15 protein-coding genes are annotated in these 17,641 nt (G+C 45.0%); 13 read left to right on the top strand and 2 right to left on the bottom strand.

Going from position 1 to position 17,641, the window contains the following annotated elements; translation table 11 throughout:
- Window positions 1–165 precede the first annotated feature (165 nt).
- The 13 genes from AC0NJP_RS14225 to AC0NJP_RS14165 all read left to right on the top strand — a co-directional run bounded on the left by AC0NJP_RS14225 (window position 166) and on the right by AC0NJP_RS14165 (window position 15,138).
- Entirely contained in the window at window positions 166–1,740 is a 1,575-nt protein-coding gene (locus AC0NJP_RS14225; protein WP_474040803.1) for an acyl CoA:acetate/3-ketoacid CoA transferase, read from the top strand.
- Between the two features lie 7 nt (window positions 1,741–1,747).
- The gene (locus AC0NJP_RS14220) at window positions 1,748–2,884 is read left to right on the top strand and encodes an acyl-CoA dehydrogenase family protein (RefSeq protein ID WP_474040802.1); all 1,137 of its coding nucleotides are present in this window, start codon (window positions 1,748–1,750) and stop codon (window positions 2,882–2,884) included.
- Between the two features lie 24 nt (window positions 2,885–2,908).
- On the top strand, window positions 2,909–4,051 hold the full coding sequence (locus tag AC0NJP_RS14215; RefSeq protein ID WP_474040801.1) for an acyl-CoA dehydrogenase family protein: 1,143 nt from the start codon (window positions 2,909–2,911) through the stop codon (window positions 4,049–4,051).
- Window positions 4,052–4,143: 92 nt separating this feature from the next.
- Window positions 4,144–5,400 (top strand): MFS transporter, encoded by a 1,257-nt coding sequence (locus tag AC0NJP_RS14210; protein WP_474040800.1) that lies wholly within the window; start codon window positions 4,144–4,146, stop codon window positions 5,398–5,400.
- 49 nt (window positions 5,401–5,449) lie between these two features.
- Window positions 5,450–6,883 carry a hypothetical protein gene (locus tag AC0NJP_RS14205; protein WP_474040799.1) on the top strand — a complete coding sequence of 478 codons (1,434 nt, stop codon included), beginning with the start codon at window positions 5,450–5,452 and terminating at the stop codon, window positions 6,881–6,883.
- Window positions 6,884–7,087: 204 nt separating this feature from the next.
- The gene (locus AC0NJP_RS14200; RefSeq protein ID WP_474700236.1) at window positions 7,088–7,534 is read left to right on the top strand and encodes a YaiI/YqxD family protein; all 447 of its coding nucleotides are present in this window, start codon (window positions 7,088–7,090) and stop codon (window positions 7,532–7,534) included.
- Between the two features lie 151 nt (window positions 7,535–7,685).
- On the top strand, window positions 7,686–8,252 hold the full coding sequence (locus AC0NJP_RS14195) for an RNA polymerase sigma factor (protein WP_474700235.1): 567 nt from the start codon (window positions 7,686–7,688) through the stop codon (window positions 8,250–8,252).
- A complete protein-coding gene (locus AC0NJP_RS14190; protein WP_474700234.1) occupies window positions 8,233–9,075 on the top strand; it encodes a hypothetical protein in 843 nt (280 codons plus the stop codon). Before AC0NJP_RS14195 ends, AC0NJP_RS14190 begins: the two co-directional genes overlap by 20 nt.
- Window positions 9,068–9,982 (top strand): ATP-binding cassette domain-containing protein, encoded by a 915-nt coding sequence (locus AC0NJP_RS14185; RefSeq protein WP_474700233.1) that lies wholly within the window; start codon window positions 9,068–9,070, stop codon window positions 9,980–9,982. Before AC0NJP_RS14190 ends, AC0NJP_RS14185 begins: the two co-directional genes overlap by 8 nt.
- Window positions 9,982–10,749, top strand: coding sequence for an ATP-binding cassette domain-containing protein (locus AC0NJP_RS14180; RefSeq protein WP_474040794.1), 768 nt, complete (start codon window positions 9,982–9,984; stop codon window positions 10,747–10,749). Before AC0NJP_RS14185 ends, AC0NJP_RS14180 begins: the two co-directional genes overlap by 1 nt.
- On the top strand, window positions 10,737–13,004 hold the full coding sequence (locus AC0NJP_RS14175; protein WP_474700232.1) for an ABC transporter permease: 2,268 nt from the start codon (window positions 10,737–10,739) through the stop codon (window positions 13,002–13,004). The genes AC0NJP_RS14180 and AC0NJP_RS14175 overlap by 13 nt, the downstream gene beginning before the upstream one ends.
- A 65-nt stretch (window positions 13,005–13,069) precedes the next feature.
- Window positions 13,070–13,840 carry a hypothetical protein gene (locus AC0NJP_RS14170; protein WP_474700231.1) on the top strand — a complete coding sequence of 257 codons (771 nt, stop codon included), beginning with the start codon at window positions 13,070–13,072 and terminating at the stop codon, window positions 13,838–13,840.
- Window positions 13,841–14,049: 209 nt separating this feature from the next.
- Window positions 14,050–15,138, top strand: coding sequence for a glycerol dehydrogenase (locus tag AC0NJP_RS14165; RefSeq protein ID WP_474700230.1), 1,089 nt, complete (start codon window positions 14,050–14,052; stop codon window positions 15,136–15,138).
- A gap of 116 nt (window positions 15,139–15,254) precedes the next feature.
- Here the strand turns inward: AC0NJP_RS14165 and AC0NJP_RS14160 are convergent, their stop codons facing one another.
- Entirely contained in the window at window positions 15,255–15,839 is a 585-nt protein-coding gene (locus AC0NJP_RS14160) for a hydrolase (RefSeq protein ID WP_474700229.1), read from the bottom strand.
- Between the two features lie 241 nt (window positions 15,840–16,080).
- Window positions 16,081–17,559, bottom strand: a complete 1,479-nt coding sequence (locus AC0NJP_RS14155; protein ID WP_474700228.1) for an aldehyde dehydrogenase family protein — start codon at window positions 17,557–17,559, stop codon at window positions 16,081–16,083.
- Window positions 17,560–17,641: the final 82 nt, after the last annotated feature.

The raw sequence follows: 17,641 nt of genomic DNA, 5'->3' as shown, positions 1-17,641 counted from the left end.
ATTCTGAAAATAGAGAATAAAATGATACATTTTTTTCGCAACTTTTTGCGGTCAGCAAAGAAGAAATCGCTTGTCTATTGGCTTCGTAAGGCGCGGCTACATATTGGCATAACTTTTGCAAAATAAGTAAAGCGCATGAAAAAGAATCATTCAGGAGGCGAAGAGATGTCAAAAGTCATTACGGCCGCTGAGGCCGCAGCATTAATTCCTGATGGAGCAACAGTTGGAGCTACTGGATTTGGTTTGGCTGGTTGGCCGGAAGAAATTGCTCAGGCAATCGAGCAGCGCTTTTTAGAATCATCACAGCCGAAAGATATTACGTTGATTCATGGATCGGCGATTGGTGATTGGAAAGAGCGGGGCACAACGCGACTTGGCAAAGAAGGTCTCGTTAAGCGTTGGATTGGCGCTCACATCGGCTCTTCGGCGAATATGTCAAAACTGGTTGGCGAAGGGAAAATCGAAGGGTATTGTTTACCGCAAGGGGTTATTATTCAACTCTATCGTGAAATTGCGGCAAAGCGTCCTGGACTCATTACAAAGGTTGGGTTAGGAACATTTGTCGACCCGCGTCTTGATGGGGCGAAAATGAATAGCAAAACAACGGAAGACCTTGTGAAAGTTGTGGATTTTGAAGGGGAAGAGTGGCTTTTTTATAAGAGTTTTCCTATTCAGGTTGCGCTAATTCGTGCGACTACGGCAGATGAAAAAGGCAACTTAACGATTGGCAATGAGGGCGTTTCTTTGGAGCTTTTGCCACTGGCGCAAGCGGTGCATAATTCCGGTGGCATTGTGATTGCGCAAGTTGAGTATTTAGCCAAAACCGGATCGCTGCATCCGAAGGCAGTAAAAGTTCCGGGTATTCTTGTGGATCATATTGTAGTAGCTAAAAAGCAGGAATCTTGCTGGCAGACAGAAGGCACCTATTACAATCCGGCTTTTTCTGGCGATTTAAAAGTGTCTTTAGACAAAATTCCGCCGTTGGCATTGAGTGAAAGAAAAATTATTGCTCGCCGGGCGGCTATGGAACTTTTGCCAAATACAGTTGTAAATCTTGGCGTCGGCATTCCTAGCGATGTGGCTGCTGTAGCAGCGGAAGAAAAAATTGATCACTTAATGACCTTGACGACAGAAGCTGGCGGTATCGGCGGCGTTCCAGCAAGCCTGCCTCATTTCGGACAATCTTATAACGGGGAGGCTACAGTCGATCATCATTCGCAGTTTGATTTCTATGACGGCGGTGGCGTCGATACGGCTTTTCTCGGTTTGGCGCAAACTGATATTTGGGGAAATGTCAATGTAAGCAAATTCAAGGGACGCGCTATGGGATGCGGCGGCTTTATTAATATTACGCAAAACTCTAAAAAGGTAGTGTATTGTGGTACTTTTACTGCTGGCGGACTTGCTGTTGCAGCGAAGGAAGGGCAGCTTGTGATTGAGCAGGAAGGCAAAGGCCATAAATTTATTGATCATGTAGAGCAGGTTACTTTTAGCGGTAAATATGCGGCGAAAGTCGGTCAAGCGGTTACGTACGTCACAGAACGGGCTGTATTTGAATTAATTGACGGCAAGGTGACTCTCATTGAAATTGCTCCCGGAGTGGATTTAAAGCGTGATATTTTGGATCAGATGGATTTTAAACCTGAAATTGCCGAACCGTTACGAGAAATGCCGCGGGGGATTTTCCAGGAATCTTGGGGAGAGTTAGGCCAAATTATAGCAGCAAAACAGAAAGGTTGATGAAGCGATGATTGATAAATCACTTACGGAACAACAACAGCGATTACAGCAGCTAGCCGAGGATTTTACGGCAAAGCATATTATTCCTGTTGCCAGTGAGTATGACCGTACCGGTGACTTTCCACTTGAAATTTTAGAAGAAAACAAAAAGGTCGGTTTAAACTGCATGGCTGTACCGCGAGAATATGGCGGTCCTGGTTATGATTCTTTGACACAATCTGTTGTGGTCGAGCAGTGGGGCTATGGTTGTACTGGTGTCGCCACAACTCTTGGCGGAAATGGTCTGAGCGCTTACCCGCTATTGCTTGCGGGAACGGATGAACAGAAAAAGTTGTATTTCAGCCGTCTTGTAGAAGGCGGCATGGGAGCCTTTGCTCTGACTGAGCCCAATGCTGGATCAGATGCCGGATCCGTGGCGACTCTTGCGAAACGCGATGGCGATGAATATGTATTGAATGGGACAAAGTGCTTTTGTACTACAGGCAGTTATGCTGCTATTTTTGTCGTGTTTGCTTCGACCGATCCGTCTAAAGGCGTAAAGGGTCTTAGTGCTTTCATTGTGGAAAAAGAGCGGGCAGGTATGATTATCGGCGGTGTTGAGCACAAAATGGGAATCCGCAGTTCCAACACGATTGAACTCATTCTAAAAGACGTGAGAATTCCGGCAAGCCATCTTCTTGGTAAAGAAGGCGAAGGCATGAAAATTGCCATGATGACGCTTGATATGGCTCGTCCCATAGTGGCATCCATGGCTGTCGGCGGAGCACAGCGCGCCCTTGACGAGGCGGTAAAGTATGCCAAAACGCATATTGACGGCGGAAAGCCCTTAGCGGCAAATCAGGCGATTCAGTTTAAGCTGGCTGATATGCAGATTCAGGTAGAAGCGGCGCGGCAGGTTGTGAGAAATGCGCTGCGCCTGAAAGGCATGGGACTACCGTTTACGAAAGAAGCGGCGATTGCAAAAACTTTTTGTACCGATACGTTTATGAAAGTGGCGGCGAGTGCTGTTGATATGATGGGGCAGGAAGGCTATTCGAAAGATTCAGTAGTCGAAAAATTAATGCGTGATGCCAAAGTGACTCAAATTTATGAAGGGACGAATCAAGTACAGCGTATTGTCATTTCCGGAATTTTATTGAAGTAAACAAACGTTTTAGGAGGGTATATAATGGGCCATTCATTTACAGAAGAGCAGGAATTGATTCAGCAGACAGCCGGCGAGTTTGCTCAGCAGTATATTGAAAGTGTGGCAAATGAAATAGATCGCTCAGCTAAATATCCGGCAGATTTAATTCAAAATATTGCAGAACAGGGTTTTTTGGGTTTATATCTGCCGGAAAAAGCGGGCGGAGCAGAAGCGGGAGTCGTAAGTTTCTTACTTGTTGTGGAGCAGTTGGCTCGTTATAGCGGCTCAGTTGCATCTATTGTCATTGAGCATAGCGCTAAGGCGGCTTACGGGCTATATAAATTTGGCAGTGAGAAGCAAAAAGAAAGCTATTTAACGGCATTAAGCGTTGGAGAAAAAATCGGAGCACTTGCTGTCAGCGAGGTGGGGGGCGCATCGGGAGACAGTGATAAGAAAGTGACTGCCGTAAAAAATGAAAATCATTATATTTTATCGGGAACAAAGACCTTTGTCGCCAACGGCGGCGTTGCTGATGTATATCTTGTACTAGCGCAGACTGATAACGCGGCGAAGAAACAAGGCGCTTTTAGCATGTTCCTTGTCGACGCCACAACTGAAGGTGTGAAAGTGGAGCGTCAGATTGAAAAGATGGGACTTCGCGGCTGTCCGTCGGCCGAAATCTCGTTTAACGGGGTCGTTGTATCGGCGGAAAACCTTTTAGGCAGTGAAGGGGCGGGCTATGGAATTTTAGATGAGATTTCATCTTTTGCCGCTATCGCCGCAGGCGCGCAGATGGTGGGAATTGCCCAAATGGCTGTTGATGATGCGATAGCTTATTCGCAGCAACGTGTACAGTTTAAGCGGCCAATCGGTTCCTTTCCGGCCATTCAAACGATGTTAGCCGAGGCCGCTACCAATATACATTTGGCTCGCCTTGCTGTTTACTATGCCGGACGTCTTGCCGATGCCGGCGAAGATTTTAGTCTGGCGGCAGCTATGGTTAAACTGGCGGCAGGGAAAATTGGTCAAACGGCTTTGATTGATATCATTCAAGTAGAAGGCGGCTATGGCTACAGCGAGGATATGCTTGTATCCAGACTATACCGGGATGTACAAGGAACGATCATTCAGGATCGTTTAGCAGACTATCCGGAAAAAAGTATTGTGGAAAAGCTTGTTGGCTGATATCTAGGACGAACCGGAAGCGGGGTTGCTTCGCTTCCGGTTTACATACCGAACGATCCCAGTAAATCAATATAGGTAGGAGGGTTATCGATATGACAAAAGCCAAGTCTTTTTATGGCTGGAAGTTAGCAGGGGCTTTGTGGTTTCTCTATTTGCTGAATATGGGATTTCCGCTTTATGGTGGCGCTATCATTAATACGTATATGTTAAAAGAAGTGGAAATGAGTCGCAGTACTTTCGGCATGGCTTTTACTCTCTTAAACTTTTTTATTGGCGTTCCTTCTGTCTTTATTGCTATGGCCATTTCCAAATGGGGTACGCGCGGGGCATTTTCGATCGGCTCAGGCTTGATTTTGGCGGGCAGCTTGTGGCTTGCTTTTGTTGTGAAAGAAGCTTGGCAATTTTTAGTGGGGTTTGGTGTTATTATTGGTTCGGGAATTGGTTTTGGCACGATAGTTCCTCTGTCAACAACGGTAACACGCTGGTTTAAACGGTATCGCGGTAGAGCGATGGCTTTAGCGATGACTGCTTCTGGTTTTGCGGGATTTGTGGGTGCTCCTGTTATGAATCAAATTTTAACAATGAACGGTGGTAATTGGCGTCAAGCTTGGCTGATTGTAGCCGGGATCGCTATTTTGGCTGGAATGATTGCCATGGTCTTTGTCAAGGAGAAGCCAGAAGATCTGGGACAAGAAGTGGATGGCGGCATGGAGGAAGACGGGCAGGGGTCGGCGGCAAAGTTGAACTCGTTAGTAACTAGCGAGAGTTGGACGCCGTCCGAGGCGTATAAAACAAGAAGTTATTGGATGGTAGTGATCGCGTCTGTAGCTTGTCAATTTCCTTTCTTTTTCTTTACAGCGCATTGGGTTCTTCATTTAAAAGGGGTTGGTATTTCACCGGCTGATGCTGCGTGGGCTATGGGGATTTTTACGATGGCGGGAATTGGCGGACGCCTAGTAGGCGGTTGGCTTATGGATAAATTATCAGCTCGCTACGTTTTTATGCTGGGAATCTGTTGCTATTTTGGCGGATCGCTGCTAGCAATTGAAGTCACTTCACAGACCTTTTTCTGGGCCTTGATCGCTGCTGCCTTATATGGGATCGGTTTTGGTTGGACATTTGTTTGTCTCAACACAATTATTGGGAACTTTTACGGTCCGGTGGCTTTTCCCAAGGTCAATGGCACCACGATGATGCTATCGGCACTGTTCTGTTCACCAGCCGGTCTGATTGGCGGTAAAATTTTTGATACATTTAAAAGTTATGAAATGGCGTTTTATTTGAATATGCTTATTGCGCTTATTGGAATTATTGCCCTTGTTTTTGCCAGGATGCCGCGAAAGGCTTAAAAGGATGACTCATAATATACCGAATTACCATTAAAGGAGTTGGAAAATTATGAATAAATGCACAAAACGAGCCATTGCGAATACGATTATTGGACTTTCTTTTATGACAAGCGCCTATGCCATGCCATTGGCAACAGTTCCAGCTGGCAACTGGATTTATCCGGAATTTTCCCAATTGCAAAAAGACGGAATATTATCGACTGATTCCTATCGCGCCAATAAAATTTTGAATCGCTATGAAGCGGCAATTCTTGTGGCGAATGCGATTGATCAGTATGAAAAAGCCAGTGATCCTGACAAGGCGCGAATTGATAAATTATCGGCTGAGTTTGCATCGGAGCTGAATAAAATGGGCGTTCGCGCTGCGGCGCCTATGCCAGAGGCCAAGAAGAATGAGTGGAAAATAGGCGGAGATATGCGATTCCGTTTCCACACTGACAATCCTCAAACACCAGGAACAGCTAGATTAAGAGGCTCTGATCAGTTTGATTGGAGAGGTCGTATTCGGATTACCGGTCCGATCAATGATCAATTTACGGCAAATGCCAGAATTGTTACGAATTGGAGTAACCGTTTTGGCAATACGGACTCATCTTATGGCTCAACGGCTTATTTTGATGTATTTAATGTAAAAGGAAATCATGTGATTGGGTTAGATAGCATTAAATTAGGGCGGGATAATTTTGCTACTGGCAATGGCCTCATTGGGAAGCCTTTGGCAGTCGATGGGATTTGGCTGGAGAAAAAAAGCGGCGATGTAACGTTCAGCGCTTTCACTGGGAATCCTAACAGTGACAGCAGCGCTGGTAGCGGCAGTGGAACAGACGTTGGCAAATCAAATCAATTCACTGTCGGGCAGGCGGCGTGGCAAATTAATAGCAATGCAAAGATCGGCGTAGGGTATTACTGGGCGAATATTCCTGGAACGAGTAACCCGAGCGCTTCGGGACAAACTTTATTAGCAACAAATGGCGCCTCCTATGCAAATTCCCATGGCTATGATTTGTTTGGTTCCTATAAATTCGATGATGTGACACTCTTAGGTGAATACATCGGAACTACATTGAAACGACCTGTAAATATGGAGGGCAATCCAAAAGGTTGGTCTGTGCAGTTAAGTAATGGTACCGGGCCTTCTGCGAAGATGTTCTTCAATAATTCGCCAATTACCAATGTCGCCAAGGCTGGCGATAGCGCCTGGCTTGTGAACTATCGGCATGTTCAGTCAGGCACCACGCCGCTAGGATTAGGCGGATTTGATACAATGGCTGTTTCCTATACATCCCAGCCTTATAATGTATATCTACATGGAACCGATAATGTGAAAGGCTGGCTCCTTGCCTATGAGTTTGTGCCTGTAAAGAATTTGACTGTTAATTTCACTTATCAACGGTTGCAAGTAACAGACCGTTCCTTAACGCCAAAATTGGGAAGCGATAAACTCGATACAACCTATGGACTCACAGTTGGATTCTGGTTCTAAATTGATCATCAATACAGTGGAGGCAGCAACGAAATATATTGCGTTGCTGTCTCTTTATTTTGGTAAATTTCCGGCAATTAGTATTCTAGAAGTGTAAACTTAGGTATAATATAGCAAGGTTGTTTGTAGAATAGCAGACTATTAAAATGATAGAATTATTACATATGCTGTCTTTCGCTAGGCAGTGAGAATGGTGGGAAATCCATGAAAATAGTAATAGATGCCGATGCTTGTCCGCGACCTGTCTTGGAGTGTTGTCTTGCGGCAGGGAAAAAACATATGATTGATGTAATGACTGTCGCGAGCTTTAATCATAATATTGTTTCTCCTAACCATATAACGGTGGGGAGTATGTCACAGGAAGCCGATCTGAAAATCATTAATTTAACGGAATCCGGTGATATTATTGTGACTCAGGACTGGGGCTTGGCTTCGATGGTGTTGGCGAAAGGGGCGGCTTGTATTAGTCCGACCGGCACAGAATATCGCGCGGAAACCATTGATTTTTTACTGGAAGAGCGAGAGATCAAAGCGAAATATCGGCGCGGCGGTGGTCGCACTAAAGGGCCTAGTAAGCGTACGAAAGAACAGGACCAACGGTTTGCTGCACATTTAGAAATCATAATAAATCGAGTAATTTCTGATTTATGACAACAGGAGGTACCCCGTCAGCGAAAGTGTACTAGAAATTGCTAATGGGGGAAAAACCGACTATGCTTGTAGTAGCAGAGGCGGTTTTTTTATGCTTATCCGAACCTTTTTTCATCGGAACTCGTAGTAAAAGTAGAACGGGTGATGATATATGATATCAGATGAAATTTTAGTGCAGAAAATTAGAAATGGTGATGAAGCGGCGTTTGAGGCTCTCGTAAGCCGCTATCACGGGCCGATTCATAGTTATGTTGTACGGATGGGCTGCGATTTTCATCGGGCGCAGGATCTGGTACAAGACGTGTTTTTTAAGGTTTTCCGGAATCTTGATACTTATGAGACGCAACGACTGTTTCGACCTTGGATTTATACAATTGCCTCCAATACCTTTAAAGATTACTTGAAAAAGGCTTACGTGCGTCACGACAGCGTATTGTTTGATGAAGCAGAATCAATCCCTGATTATGAGCCAGAGCTAGAAGACCTTGTCGCAGCTCAGGAGGATAAACAGATCGTGGAACAGGCCTTGGATTTTCTTGCCCCAATGCATCGAGAGGTGTTAGTACTACGCTATTATCAAGAGTTAAAACTCAGTGAAATCGCGCAAATGATGAATATACCGCAGGGAACCGTCAAGTCGCGGTTGTCGACGGCGTTGCATCGCGTCAGAGACTTACTGGCAAAGGAGACGATATTTCATGATGCAGCCATTCGATAAAAAGAAGCAAATTCTTCATGAATTAGATGAAGATCCGCTAGATCGTGAATTAATCAAGACGATGGAGCAACTGGATCGGTATAAGCTGCAGGCTCCATCTGAAGCCGATACAAAGAACTTAATTGCTTTTTTAAAGCCGACATTTGCCGCTGAACAGTTGGAACAATCTGAAGTAAATTCAAGCGGGTTTTATGAGTGGCTTAATGACCTATTTCGTCTATTGCAACCGCAGGCGGCTCTGCTTAGCAAGCCCTTTATGCTAGTCACGATGGTCTTGTTCTTCTTATGTTTTTGGCTTACAGGTCATTTGTCGGGAAATCAACTTGTCTTTTTGACGAATGGATCACCTTTATTAGGGATTTTAACAGTTTTTTATGAGTTTCGGGCCAGACAAAACAAAATGGCTGAAATGGAGGCTGTATGTCTTTATACGCCGGCGCAAATTGCAACAGCCCGTCTTGTGGTCGTTTTGGGGTATACCATTATCATTAGTTGTTTGGCGATGCCAATGATAACGACCAGAGAAAGAGTTATGGTAGGGGAAGCGGTACTTAGCTGGCTAGGACCATTATTTTTTATTTTAGGAGTCAATCTGGCAGCTTCGCTTCGCTGGGGCGTTACTGGCGGTATGATTTTAGCGATGGCGCTTTGGGTCTGGCAGTTAGCGGCTGGAAAAGGCGAGTTTTTGTTGCGGCTGTTATTACCGCAGCAGGCTGCTTTGTGGGCTGATTGCTTAGGTTGTATTATTGGTATTGTTTTAGCTGTCGCTGCTTTACGACGCGGCAGTGATTTGTTGGTGGGGCCAGGTGAGGCCAATGAATGATTCTAAGTATTTATCTGGGCAGTTAGTTATGGATCAGGTAAGCCTTCGTTTTTCTAAGAGTGGTTTTGGTATTGATCATTTGTCTTTTGAGTTAGAGAGAGGCTTATATATACTAGTAGGGCCCAATGGAGCCGGAAAAACGACTTTGTTGCGGCTGTTGGCCGGACTTTTGCAACCGCAGCAGGGGCGGATCTGGTGGAATGGTCGCTCACTAGAAAAACAAGCTCGTTTCTATCGAGCAAAGCTGGGCTATTTACCCCAGATATTTGGTGTGTATGAGCATATGACGGGAAGAGACTTCTTAGGCTATTTTGCGAGACTGAAAGGTCTTGCCGTAGCTATGGTAGTGCAACGAGTGAACGAGGTAGCTGAGCTTTTTTCACTTGAGTCTTGGCTGGATCGGAAAGTATCTGCTTGGACGCAGCCGCTACGCCAGCGTCTTGGTTTAGCTCAGGCTCTGCTCAATGATCCGTCTGTTCTGATTCTTGATGAGCCTTATGCTGGACTAGATGAGCAGGAAAGAATGCAGATTCATGGACTTTTGCTGCGGCTGGCTGAAACTAGATTGGTGATCTTAAGTACTCATGTATTTGATGTATTGCCGATAGCCAGAATTTTGCTCTTGGTAGCTGGTAATTTAGAGTTTATCGGCGCTGCCAATCTTTTTTGCGCCAAAGCGCAGGGCGCAGTTTGGACGGGAACGATGCCAAAAGAAGATTGGTTGTTTTGGGAATCGGTTTATGGTGATACAAGTCTGGTCCGGTATTACGGTGAAATTTGTCAATATACGATTATTGGTCGGGAGAAACCGCCAATCGAAGGTATAAAGGCTGTTGACCCGTCGCTAGAAAAAGCCTACTTTTTTTGGCTGCAAGAAATTCGAGGCAGAGAAAGGCCGCGTTTGTAATGAAAATTCGATTAGAAAAGGTGCAGATGCAAGTTGGGCAGGCGGCGATAACGGTACGGGCGGATGTAGGAGTTACGCTCCTCTTGGGACCACCTGGGGCTGGAAAGAGTCGCTTGCTACAGATACTGGCAGGCGGAAGCGAGCCGACGCAGGGAAAAATCTTTTTTGATGGAAAAGCGGTAACTGCACCGGAACGGCGGAATTTATGCGCTTACTTGCCGCAACATTACGGCTTGTATGATGTTTTTTCAGCCGAAGAGATGCTTGAATATAGCGCTCTTTTACAGGGCGTTGTTTCTGCCAAGGAACGAAAGCAACGCATTACAGCGTTGTTAACTGAATTGGGCATAAGCGGCAGGCAAGGGCAACGGCTTAGCTCTTTTTCGCCGGGAATGCGCCAAAAAATTGCTGTTGGGCAGGCGTTAGTCGTTGGTAAGCCACTACTTTTTCTCGATGCGCCGTTTATGAGTCTTGATCCGGAAGAAAGAAATTTATTGGCTAAAATTTTGGTAAAGCGCGGGGAACAGCAGGCTATTTTGATTGCTGACAGTGATGTGCAGACAGCTTTCTTGTCAGATCGGGTTCTTGTAATGCAAGAGGGCCGAATTGGGTTTGATGGGACTGTTGTTGAATTGGCTGCAAAAGCGGGAGAACTTACGGCTTTGGTAAGAATGAAACAGCAAAGAGGTTCCTGGGAACATTGGACTTTTCTGCTAGAAAAAGGCTATGAAGCTGTTTTGCAGGAGGCAAAAAAGTGGCATATTTAAAGGATTTAGCTAGTTTTGAGTATAAACGGCTGATTCGAAATCGCCTCATCTGTTTGCTGGCTGTTTTGGCCATAGTAGCTATCTTATTTCCCAGTACGGAGATTTTATTACTGCAGCTACTCGTGATTCAAAGTGTAACAGAAGACCGTCGCAAGGGCGTAAACTTTCTACTAAACTCTTACAGTTACAAGGCGTGGCAGCTAATTGCGATTCGCGTTGCCGTCTTATTTTTGTTTTTGTTATGTTTATGGCCCTGTATGGTTATTGTTATTAGCCTATGGCCGTTAGGACCTGAGTTTTTTCTGCAGCATACCATGGCACTAGCGCTGCTCACTTTCCAGTATGCAATCATGGTTTTTTGTGCAATCGGGTTTGTTTTTTTTCTGTCGTCGCTTTGCGGCGGCAGAAGCGGTTGGCTTTATTTACTGGCTATTTTTTATTGGGTCATTGGAACGATTCTTGCTGACAATCTCAGCTATTTACCTTATAGCATACGGTTTGCTTTGTGGGGATTTGGCCTGATGTTGCCTACGGCGCCGTCGGCGCTGAGCCTCTTCTTTACAGATTGGCAGTTAATATTTTCTCTTGCTGTTACTCAAATTGCAGCAGCTTTTCTGTCGCTTTGGCTGGTCATTCTGGCGGCTATGCTGCGGCGTCAGGAGTCAATTCGCCAGGAGAGAATTTTGGGATGCTTCTTTTTGTTGATTTGTTGCATGGCTCTTTATGGCAGCTTTGAAACACGGTCGGCTATTGAGCGAAGTGAAGCTGCTTTTCGACAAGCCGTGGCAGTAGCCGCTACGGAAGTAACGGCAGAAGACCAGGCCGTCTTACAGCTAGAGTCTTATGATTTAGCGCTTAATCTTGACACCAAGGCAGGCCATTTAGCAGCTACTGCGACGATGCACGGTCGAATGAAAATGACAGCGCAAGAACTTGTATTTACCTTGCGACCCTATTTAACAGTACAGACTGTTCAAACAAGTGATGGCAGAGATTTACCGTGGCAGCGGCAGGGAGCCTATCTTTTTATAGAGGTACCGCCTGCAGTGAAGGGAACTGGTGAGTTGACGCTTTCCATCGTTTATGGCGGTAGAGTGGATGAGTCCTTTAATGATCGGTTGGCGCAGCCACGCGGCGTTATTAACCGAATCAGCAGTGATTTTTCGTTGCTGCGCAGCGCCTATGCTTGGTATCCTATACCGGGACAGCAGGTGCTTTATAAACAGGGAACTTATGAAAACCCCTGGACGAAACAGCAAGAGGTGACGCTTTGGGCGCAGCCTGCTTTCCATGAGGCCGTGCCATTTCAGCTAACCGTGACAATGGATCGCAGTGATTTGATTATTGCCACGAACCTTCCTTTGGTTGGTCAAGAGACTAAAGCGGCAGCGAATCAAACGAGCTATCGGTTTTACTCGCCCAAGGGACGTAATTTATTTGTGATTGCCGGTCCCTATGTACAATCTGAAGCTGAGATTCCTGGGCAAGCAACACCGGTCACTGTGTATACCTTTTCCTGGGATCAGATGCGAAGAAATGAAGCATTACAGGAACTTGCTGAGCCATCTTGGTTTTATGACAGCTGGATTGCCAAAGGCGGGGACGGGGCGGCGTTGCCAAGTACCATCATTGAAGTACCGCAATCTTTTGGCTCCAACAGCGCTGGACAACCGATAAAGGAGCTTACTCTTTATCAAACAACAGTGATTGGCGAAAATGACTATGGCATTTATAAGCCTTTCCAATTTTTGCGTGAGATTCAAAAAAGTAAGTATACTATCGCTGCGCTGCAGCGCTGGTGGCAGAATGATATGACGGCAGAGAGCAGTCAGTGGCGTGGTGGTTCAATTCCTGAAGCTGTTATGGCCTATTTATATAACCTTCATCAAGAAAAGACCTATCCCAAGGGGACTCGTGACGATTTTGTAGAGCCTTTTTTATTGAGCGGACCTGTAGCAAATAATGTTTTTATGATTCTTGATGCAGTGCAGACAAAAGATTCCGGGGCGTTTAAGGCGTTTATACAGGAACTCTATGTTGTTTATGACCAGACAGGAACTTTATCAGAGGCGCAGTTTTCAACGGCTTTGGCAAAAACTACGGCGCAAGTTTCCTGGAGTCCAGAGGAAAAGCTAACTTTGACTCGTTGTCAGCAAACGCTTGCAGCACAATTAGACAATCAAGATCAGGTTAAAAAACAAGCGCCGCTCTCTTTGTCTTTCTTTGCTTTTCGCATGGAAGATTGGTTACCGTGAACCAAAGGCCCTCCTTTGTCGTAATTACAGTGAAGCATAAAAAACAGACAAAGGAGTCAAAAAGAATGAAACGAGACAAACAATTACAACAGATCGCTGCTGTTTTTTCGGCGGCAATTGTATCTTGCAGTTCGGTGGGGGTTGCTGGCGCCAATGCGATTGCTGTTGATGCCGATGTTTGGCAACCATCGATAACGAATAACAGCACAATTCGATCAGGCAAGGGATCGACGATTCATTTGAAAAATGATTTGGGCTTTTCCGAGAAAAAAAGCCTTGCTGGTTTGACCCTGAAGTATAGCAATGAGGATCATCAGAGCTTTTTCCTTAGCAATACAGATGTAAAGTATAACGGATCAAAGCAGCTTTCGCAGAACTTTACTTATGGCGGCGGGGTTTTTGGTCAGGGCAATCATGTGGATAGCGAAGTGAAGGTGAATGTGCTGCATTTTGGTTTTCGCAATGAAAAAGTAACAGAGAGTGGTAAAATCGCGACAATTTACCAGTATAACCACGGTAATATTAAGACTCGTTTAACCGATACGACAGCCGCCTTGAATCGGACATCTGATGATGCCTTGAATTGTCTCAATATCGGTTGGGGTTGGGAGAGTGTAAATGCGCGAGGTGTGAATTATTTTGCAGAAGTATTGCCTGTGACTTTGGGAAACTGCGGCAATTGGCAATATGAATTCGGAATGAAAGTTCCGATGGGAAATCAGTTGGGGTTAAAGGTTGGGTATCGTGCCGAACGGTTGCAAACCGCGAAGAATGATGATGATAAAAAACGCGTTGAGTTGCGCGGGATCTTTTTCAGCCTTGGCTCAAGCTTTTAATATAGAGTCTTTCACAAAGAGTAAATGTTAGGGTAGGTCAACGGAGCGATTCTTAGCTTCATTGCCCTACCCTTTAACTTTAGCGAAAGGTGATTTTTCTGTATGGCAGGATTCTGACAGAAATCAGAGAAGATTTATTATACATAGACAAAGGTAAATTTTTGTTTATGTGAATTTTTTAACAAAAAGAGTCTAGGGGGGTTACGTGTATGTTGAAATTAATGAGAGCGCCTGCAAAATATGTTCAGGGAAAGGATGCATTATTAGAAACATATGAAAACACCAAAGAACTAGGATCATCTTTTTTGTTTATTTGCAGTCGCAGTGGTTATAAGACAGCTAAGCCCAAAATTGAGCAGAGCTTTAAAGACTCGGCGGCTACATTACGGTTTGAAGTATTTAATGGCATAAGTTCGACTGGTGAAATAGAACGGATGCGTCAGATTGTTCGGGACGATAAGATTGAAGTGATTGGCGCCATTGGCGGCGGTAGCGCCATTGATACAGCGAAAGCGACAGCTCATTATGAAAATCGTCCTGTTGTGATTATGCCGACTGTAGCGGCTACTGATGCTCCTTGCACAGGTCTTTCGGTAATTTACAATGATGATGGCACGTTTTGCAAATATATTTTTTATCCGAAGAATCCGGAAACGGTTATTGTTGATTCTTCGATTATTGCCGCAGCGCCAGTGAAGTTCCTGGTAGCTGGTATGGGCGATGCGCTTGGCACTTATTTTGAGGCCAGAGCTTGTGTAAAGACGAATTCACCTAGCTTAGAAAACGGCGGCATTACAAAATCCGCAATGGCTTTGTGTAAATTATGCTACGAAACTCTTTTGGCTGATGGTTATAAGGCCAAGCTGGCTGTTGAACAAGGCTTGCTTACACCAGCCGTAGAAAGCATCATTGAAGCAAATACCTATCTAAGCGGTGTTGGCGCTGATAATGGTGGGCTGGCTGTGGCTCATTCTGTCTATAATGGTTTTACTGCTTTAGAAGAATGCGAAGCAACCATGCATGGAAATCTAGTCGCTTTCGGCACAATTGCGCAGCTTATTTTAGAAAATGCGCCAATGGAGGAAATTACGGAAGTTATTGGTTTTTGCCTCTCTGTCGGCTTGCCTGTTACATTGGCAGAAGTGGGAGTTTCCGATGTTAGCCGTGTGAAAATTGCGGCTGAAAAAGCTTGCCTTCCGGGCGAATCGATCCATAATATGCTTGGCGATGTAACACCTGAGCAGCTGTATGATGCTTTGTTGGCAGCTGACACTTTGGGAAAAAGCTACTTAGAATAAAAGAAATTTATAAAAACAGAAACTTGATTCGCTTTGGACATCATTGAATATAGCGGAGTTAGACAGCAACAGGAGCAGAGAAAATACTCTGCTCCTGTTTTGCAATAAGCTGGTTTTTAGAGAGTTTCCATTTCTTTGTTTACTGTTTCTTCGCAAGACCGCATGGCTAAGATCGTTTTTTCAAGCAATTCGTCAAGGCTCCAGCCGAGTCGTTCGGTGCCTTGTTTGATAACATCACGAGAACAGCCGGCGGCAAATTTTTTATCTTTAAACTTTTTCTTTAGGCTAGAAAGTTCCATATCCATTACGCTTTGCGAGGGGCGCATTCTAGCGGCGGCGCCAATTAAACCTGTCAGTTCATCGGCGGCAAATAGAACTTTCTCCATTTGATGCTTTGGCTCAATATCTGTGCAGAGACCATAGCCATGACTGCAGATTGAGTAGATCATTTCGTCACTTACGCGGCCTTGTTTTAATAATTCGGGCGCCTTTTTACAGTGTTCCTCGGGATACTCCTCAAAATCGATATCGTGGAGCAGACCTACAGTTCCCCAGTAGTCCAGTTCTTCGTCATAGCCTAGCTCCGTGGCGTACCACTTCATGACGCCTTCGACTGTGAGAGCGTGAAGAAGATGGAACGGTTCCTTATTATAAGTCTTCAGTAGATCAAGTGCTTCTTGGCGTGTAATTGCGCTTACCATTCTATCGTCTCCTGTTCTGTAAACGTTTTCTATCCATTAATACTCTATTTATTCCTGTTTCCCTGCTGTTTTGTAAATTTTTTAGCGTTTTTAATATGCGAAACTGTTATTATGTTAATTTTTCTTGTCAGCTGATTGCGGGACTAGCTAAAGCAAGAAAATTGTTTATAAAAAAAGCAGCGTTTCTCAATAGCGAGAAGCGCTGCTTCGGTTTACTTTTTATAGACTTTGCTAAGGTCTTTTAGTAAAGGCCCATTTTGCTGTCTGATAAGTTGATGAAAATATTTTTCTTTTGGCTATAGTGATCAAGCATCATTTTGTGCGTTTCACGGCCAATGCCTGATTTTTTATAACCGCCAAACGGCGCATGGGCAGGCAGATTATTGTAGGTATTGACCCAAATCCGGCCTGTTTCTACAGCACGGGCAACACGGAAGGCCCGGTTGATATCTTTGGTCCAAACAGCGCCGCCAAGGCCATAGTCACTATCATTAGCCAAGCGAATCACTTCTGCTTCATCTTTGAATTTGATGATGGAGATGACAGGGCCAAAGATTTCTTCTTGGGCAATACGCATACTATTATTCACATCAGTCAGAATGGTTGGCTGAATAAAGGATCCCTTTTCCAGTTCAGGACTCGTAATCTTTTCACCGCCGAACGCCACTTTAGCACCCTCGGCTTTGCCAATATCTACGTAGCCGAGAACTTTTTTGAGCTGTCCGGGATTTACGAGAGCGCCCATTTGCGTGTCTTTTTCCCAAGGAAGGCCTACTTTGACTTTAGAGAAAGCTTCAATAGCCGCTGCGACAAATTTATCGTAAATTTCTTCCTGGACAAAGGCGCGAGATCCAGCGCAGCAAACCTGCCCTTGATTAAAGAGAATGCCCATCTGGAAGCCTTCAATCGCTTTTTCCCAAGGTGCGTCGGCAAAGAAAATATTAGCTGATTTTCCGCCTAATTCGAGTGTGGCAGGAATCAGCCGTTTAGCTGCTGCCTCTGATACGGTATAGCCTACTTCGGTAGAGCCAGTAAAGGCCAGCTTGCTGAAGCCTTCATGCTCTAAAATATAATTGCCTGACACAGAGCCTTTACCTGTAATGACATTTATAACACCTGGCGGCAATACTTGTGCCAGGAGTTTCGTTAATTCCAGAAGACTGAGTGAAGTACTGGAGGAAGGTTTGATAACGATGCAGTTTCCAGCCGCCAAGGCTGGAGCAATTTTCCACGCTGCCATTAGCAGGGGGAAATTCCAGGGGATAATCTGCCCGACAACACCAATAGGCTCGCGCAGAACTAGGCTGAGATTGTTCTTATCAATCAGAACAGCTTCGCCTTCTTCGGTACGAATGGCGCTGGCAAAATACCGGAAATGATCGGAACTAAGCGGTACGTCGGCATTTTTGGTTTCACGAATTGGTTTGCCGTTATCAAGAGTTTCAATGATCGCCAGCCGCTCGGCATTGGCGTCAATGAGATCAGCAATTTTTAATAGCATTCTGGAACGGTCTTGTGGACTGACATCTTTCCAGGTTTTAAAAGCTTTCCAGGCGGCGGTCACAGCCTGATCCACGTCTTCTTTCGTGGCGTCAATACAGGTAGCCAGTGGCTCGCCGTTTGAAGGGTTGACCGAAGTAAAGGTTTTACCAACACTGCCTTTGGTCCATTGTCCGTCAATAAAAAGGTCATAATGTTTATCTGGTTGAATCATAGTCATGTAAAACGCCCCCTCAAAGTAAATAATAAAGCCGATTCATACGCTCTTTGGTAACAAGTGCGTATTTTTTATGAGTATGTTA

The organism is Pelorhabdus sp. sgz311002 (assembly GCF_056134285.1).
The sequence above is the reverse complement of the archived record's forward strand: the minus strand, read 5'-3'. Positions and strand labels throughout refer to the sequence as shown.

What these genes read in the sequence shown, in the direction of transcription:
- AC0NJP_RS14165 (WP_474700230.1), top strand. Translation starts at nt 14,050, where the DNA reads ATGTTGAAATTAATGAGAGCGCCTGCAAAATATGTTCAGGGAAAGGAT.
- AC0NJP_RS14205 (WP_474040799.1), top strand. Translation starts at nt 5,450, where the DNA reads ATGAATAAATGCACAAAACGAGCCATTGCGAATACGATTATTGGACTT.
- AC0NJP_RS14160 (WP_474700229.1), bottom strand. Translation starts at nt 15,839, where the DNA reads ATGGTAAGCGCAATTACACGCCAAGAAGCACTTGATCTACTGAAGACT.
- AC0NJP_RS14200 (WP_474700236.1), top strand. Translation starts at nt 7,088, where the DNA reads ATGAAAATAGTAATAGATGCCGATGCTTGTCCGCGACCTGTCTTGGAG.
- AC0NJP_RS14180 (WP_474040794.1), top strand. Translation starts at nt 9,982, where the DNA reads ATGAAAATTCGATTAGAAAAGGTGCAGATGCAAGTTGGGCAGGCGGCG.
- AC0NJP_RS14195 (WP_474700235.1), top strand. Translation starts at nt 7,686, where the DNA reads ATGATATCAGATGAAATTTTAGTGCAGAAAATTAGAAATGGTGATGAA.
- AC0NJP_RS14220 (WP_474040802.1), top strand. Translation starts at nt 1,748, where the DNA reads ATGATTGATAAATCACTTACGGAACAACAACAGCGATTACAGCAGCTA.
- AC0NJP_RS14215 (WP_474040801.1), top strand. Translation starts at nt 2,909, where the DNA reads ATGGGCCATTCATTTACAGAAGAGCAGGAATTGATTCAGCAGACAGCC.
- AC0NJP_RS14210 (WP_474040800.1), top strand. Translation starts at nt 4,144, where the DNA reads ATGACAAAAGCCAAGTCTTTTTATGGCTGGAAGTTAGCAGGGGCTTTG.
- AC0NJP_RS14225 (WP_474040803.1), top strand. Translation starts at nt 166, where the DNA reads ATGTCAAAAGTCATTACGGCCGCTGAGGCCGCAGCATTAATTCCTGAT.
- AC0NJP_RS14190 (WP_474700234.1), top strand. Translation starts at nt 8,233, where the DNA reads ATGATGCAGCCATTCGATAAAAAGAAGCAAATTCTTCATGAATTAGAT.
- AC0NJP_RS14185 (WP_474700233.1), top strand. Translation starts at nt 9,068, where the DNA reads ATGAATGATTCTAAGTATTTATCTGGGCAGTTAGTTATGGATCAGGTA.
- AC0NJP_RS14155 (WP_474700228.1), bottom strand. Translation starts at nt 17,559, where the DNA reads ATGACTATGATTCAACCAGATAAACATTATGACCTTTTTATTGACGGA.
- AC0NJP_RS14170 (WP_474700231.1), top strand. Translation starts at nt 13,070, where the DNA reads ATGAAACGAGACAAACAATTACAACAGATCGCTGCTGTTTTTTCGGCG.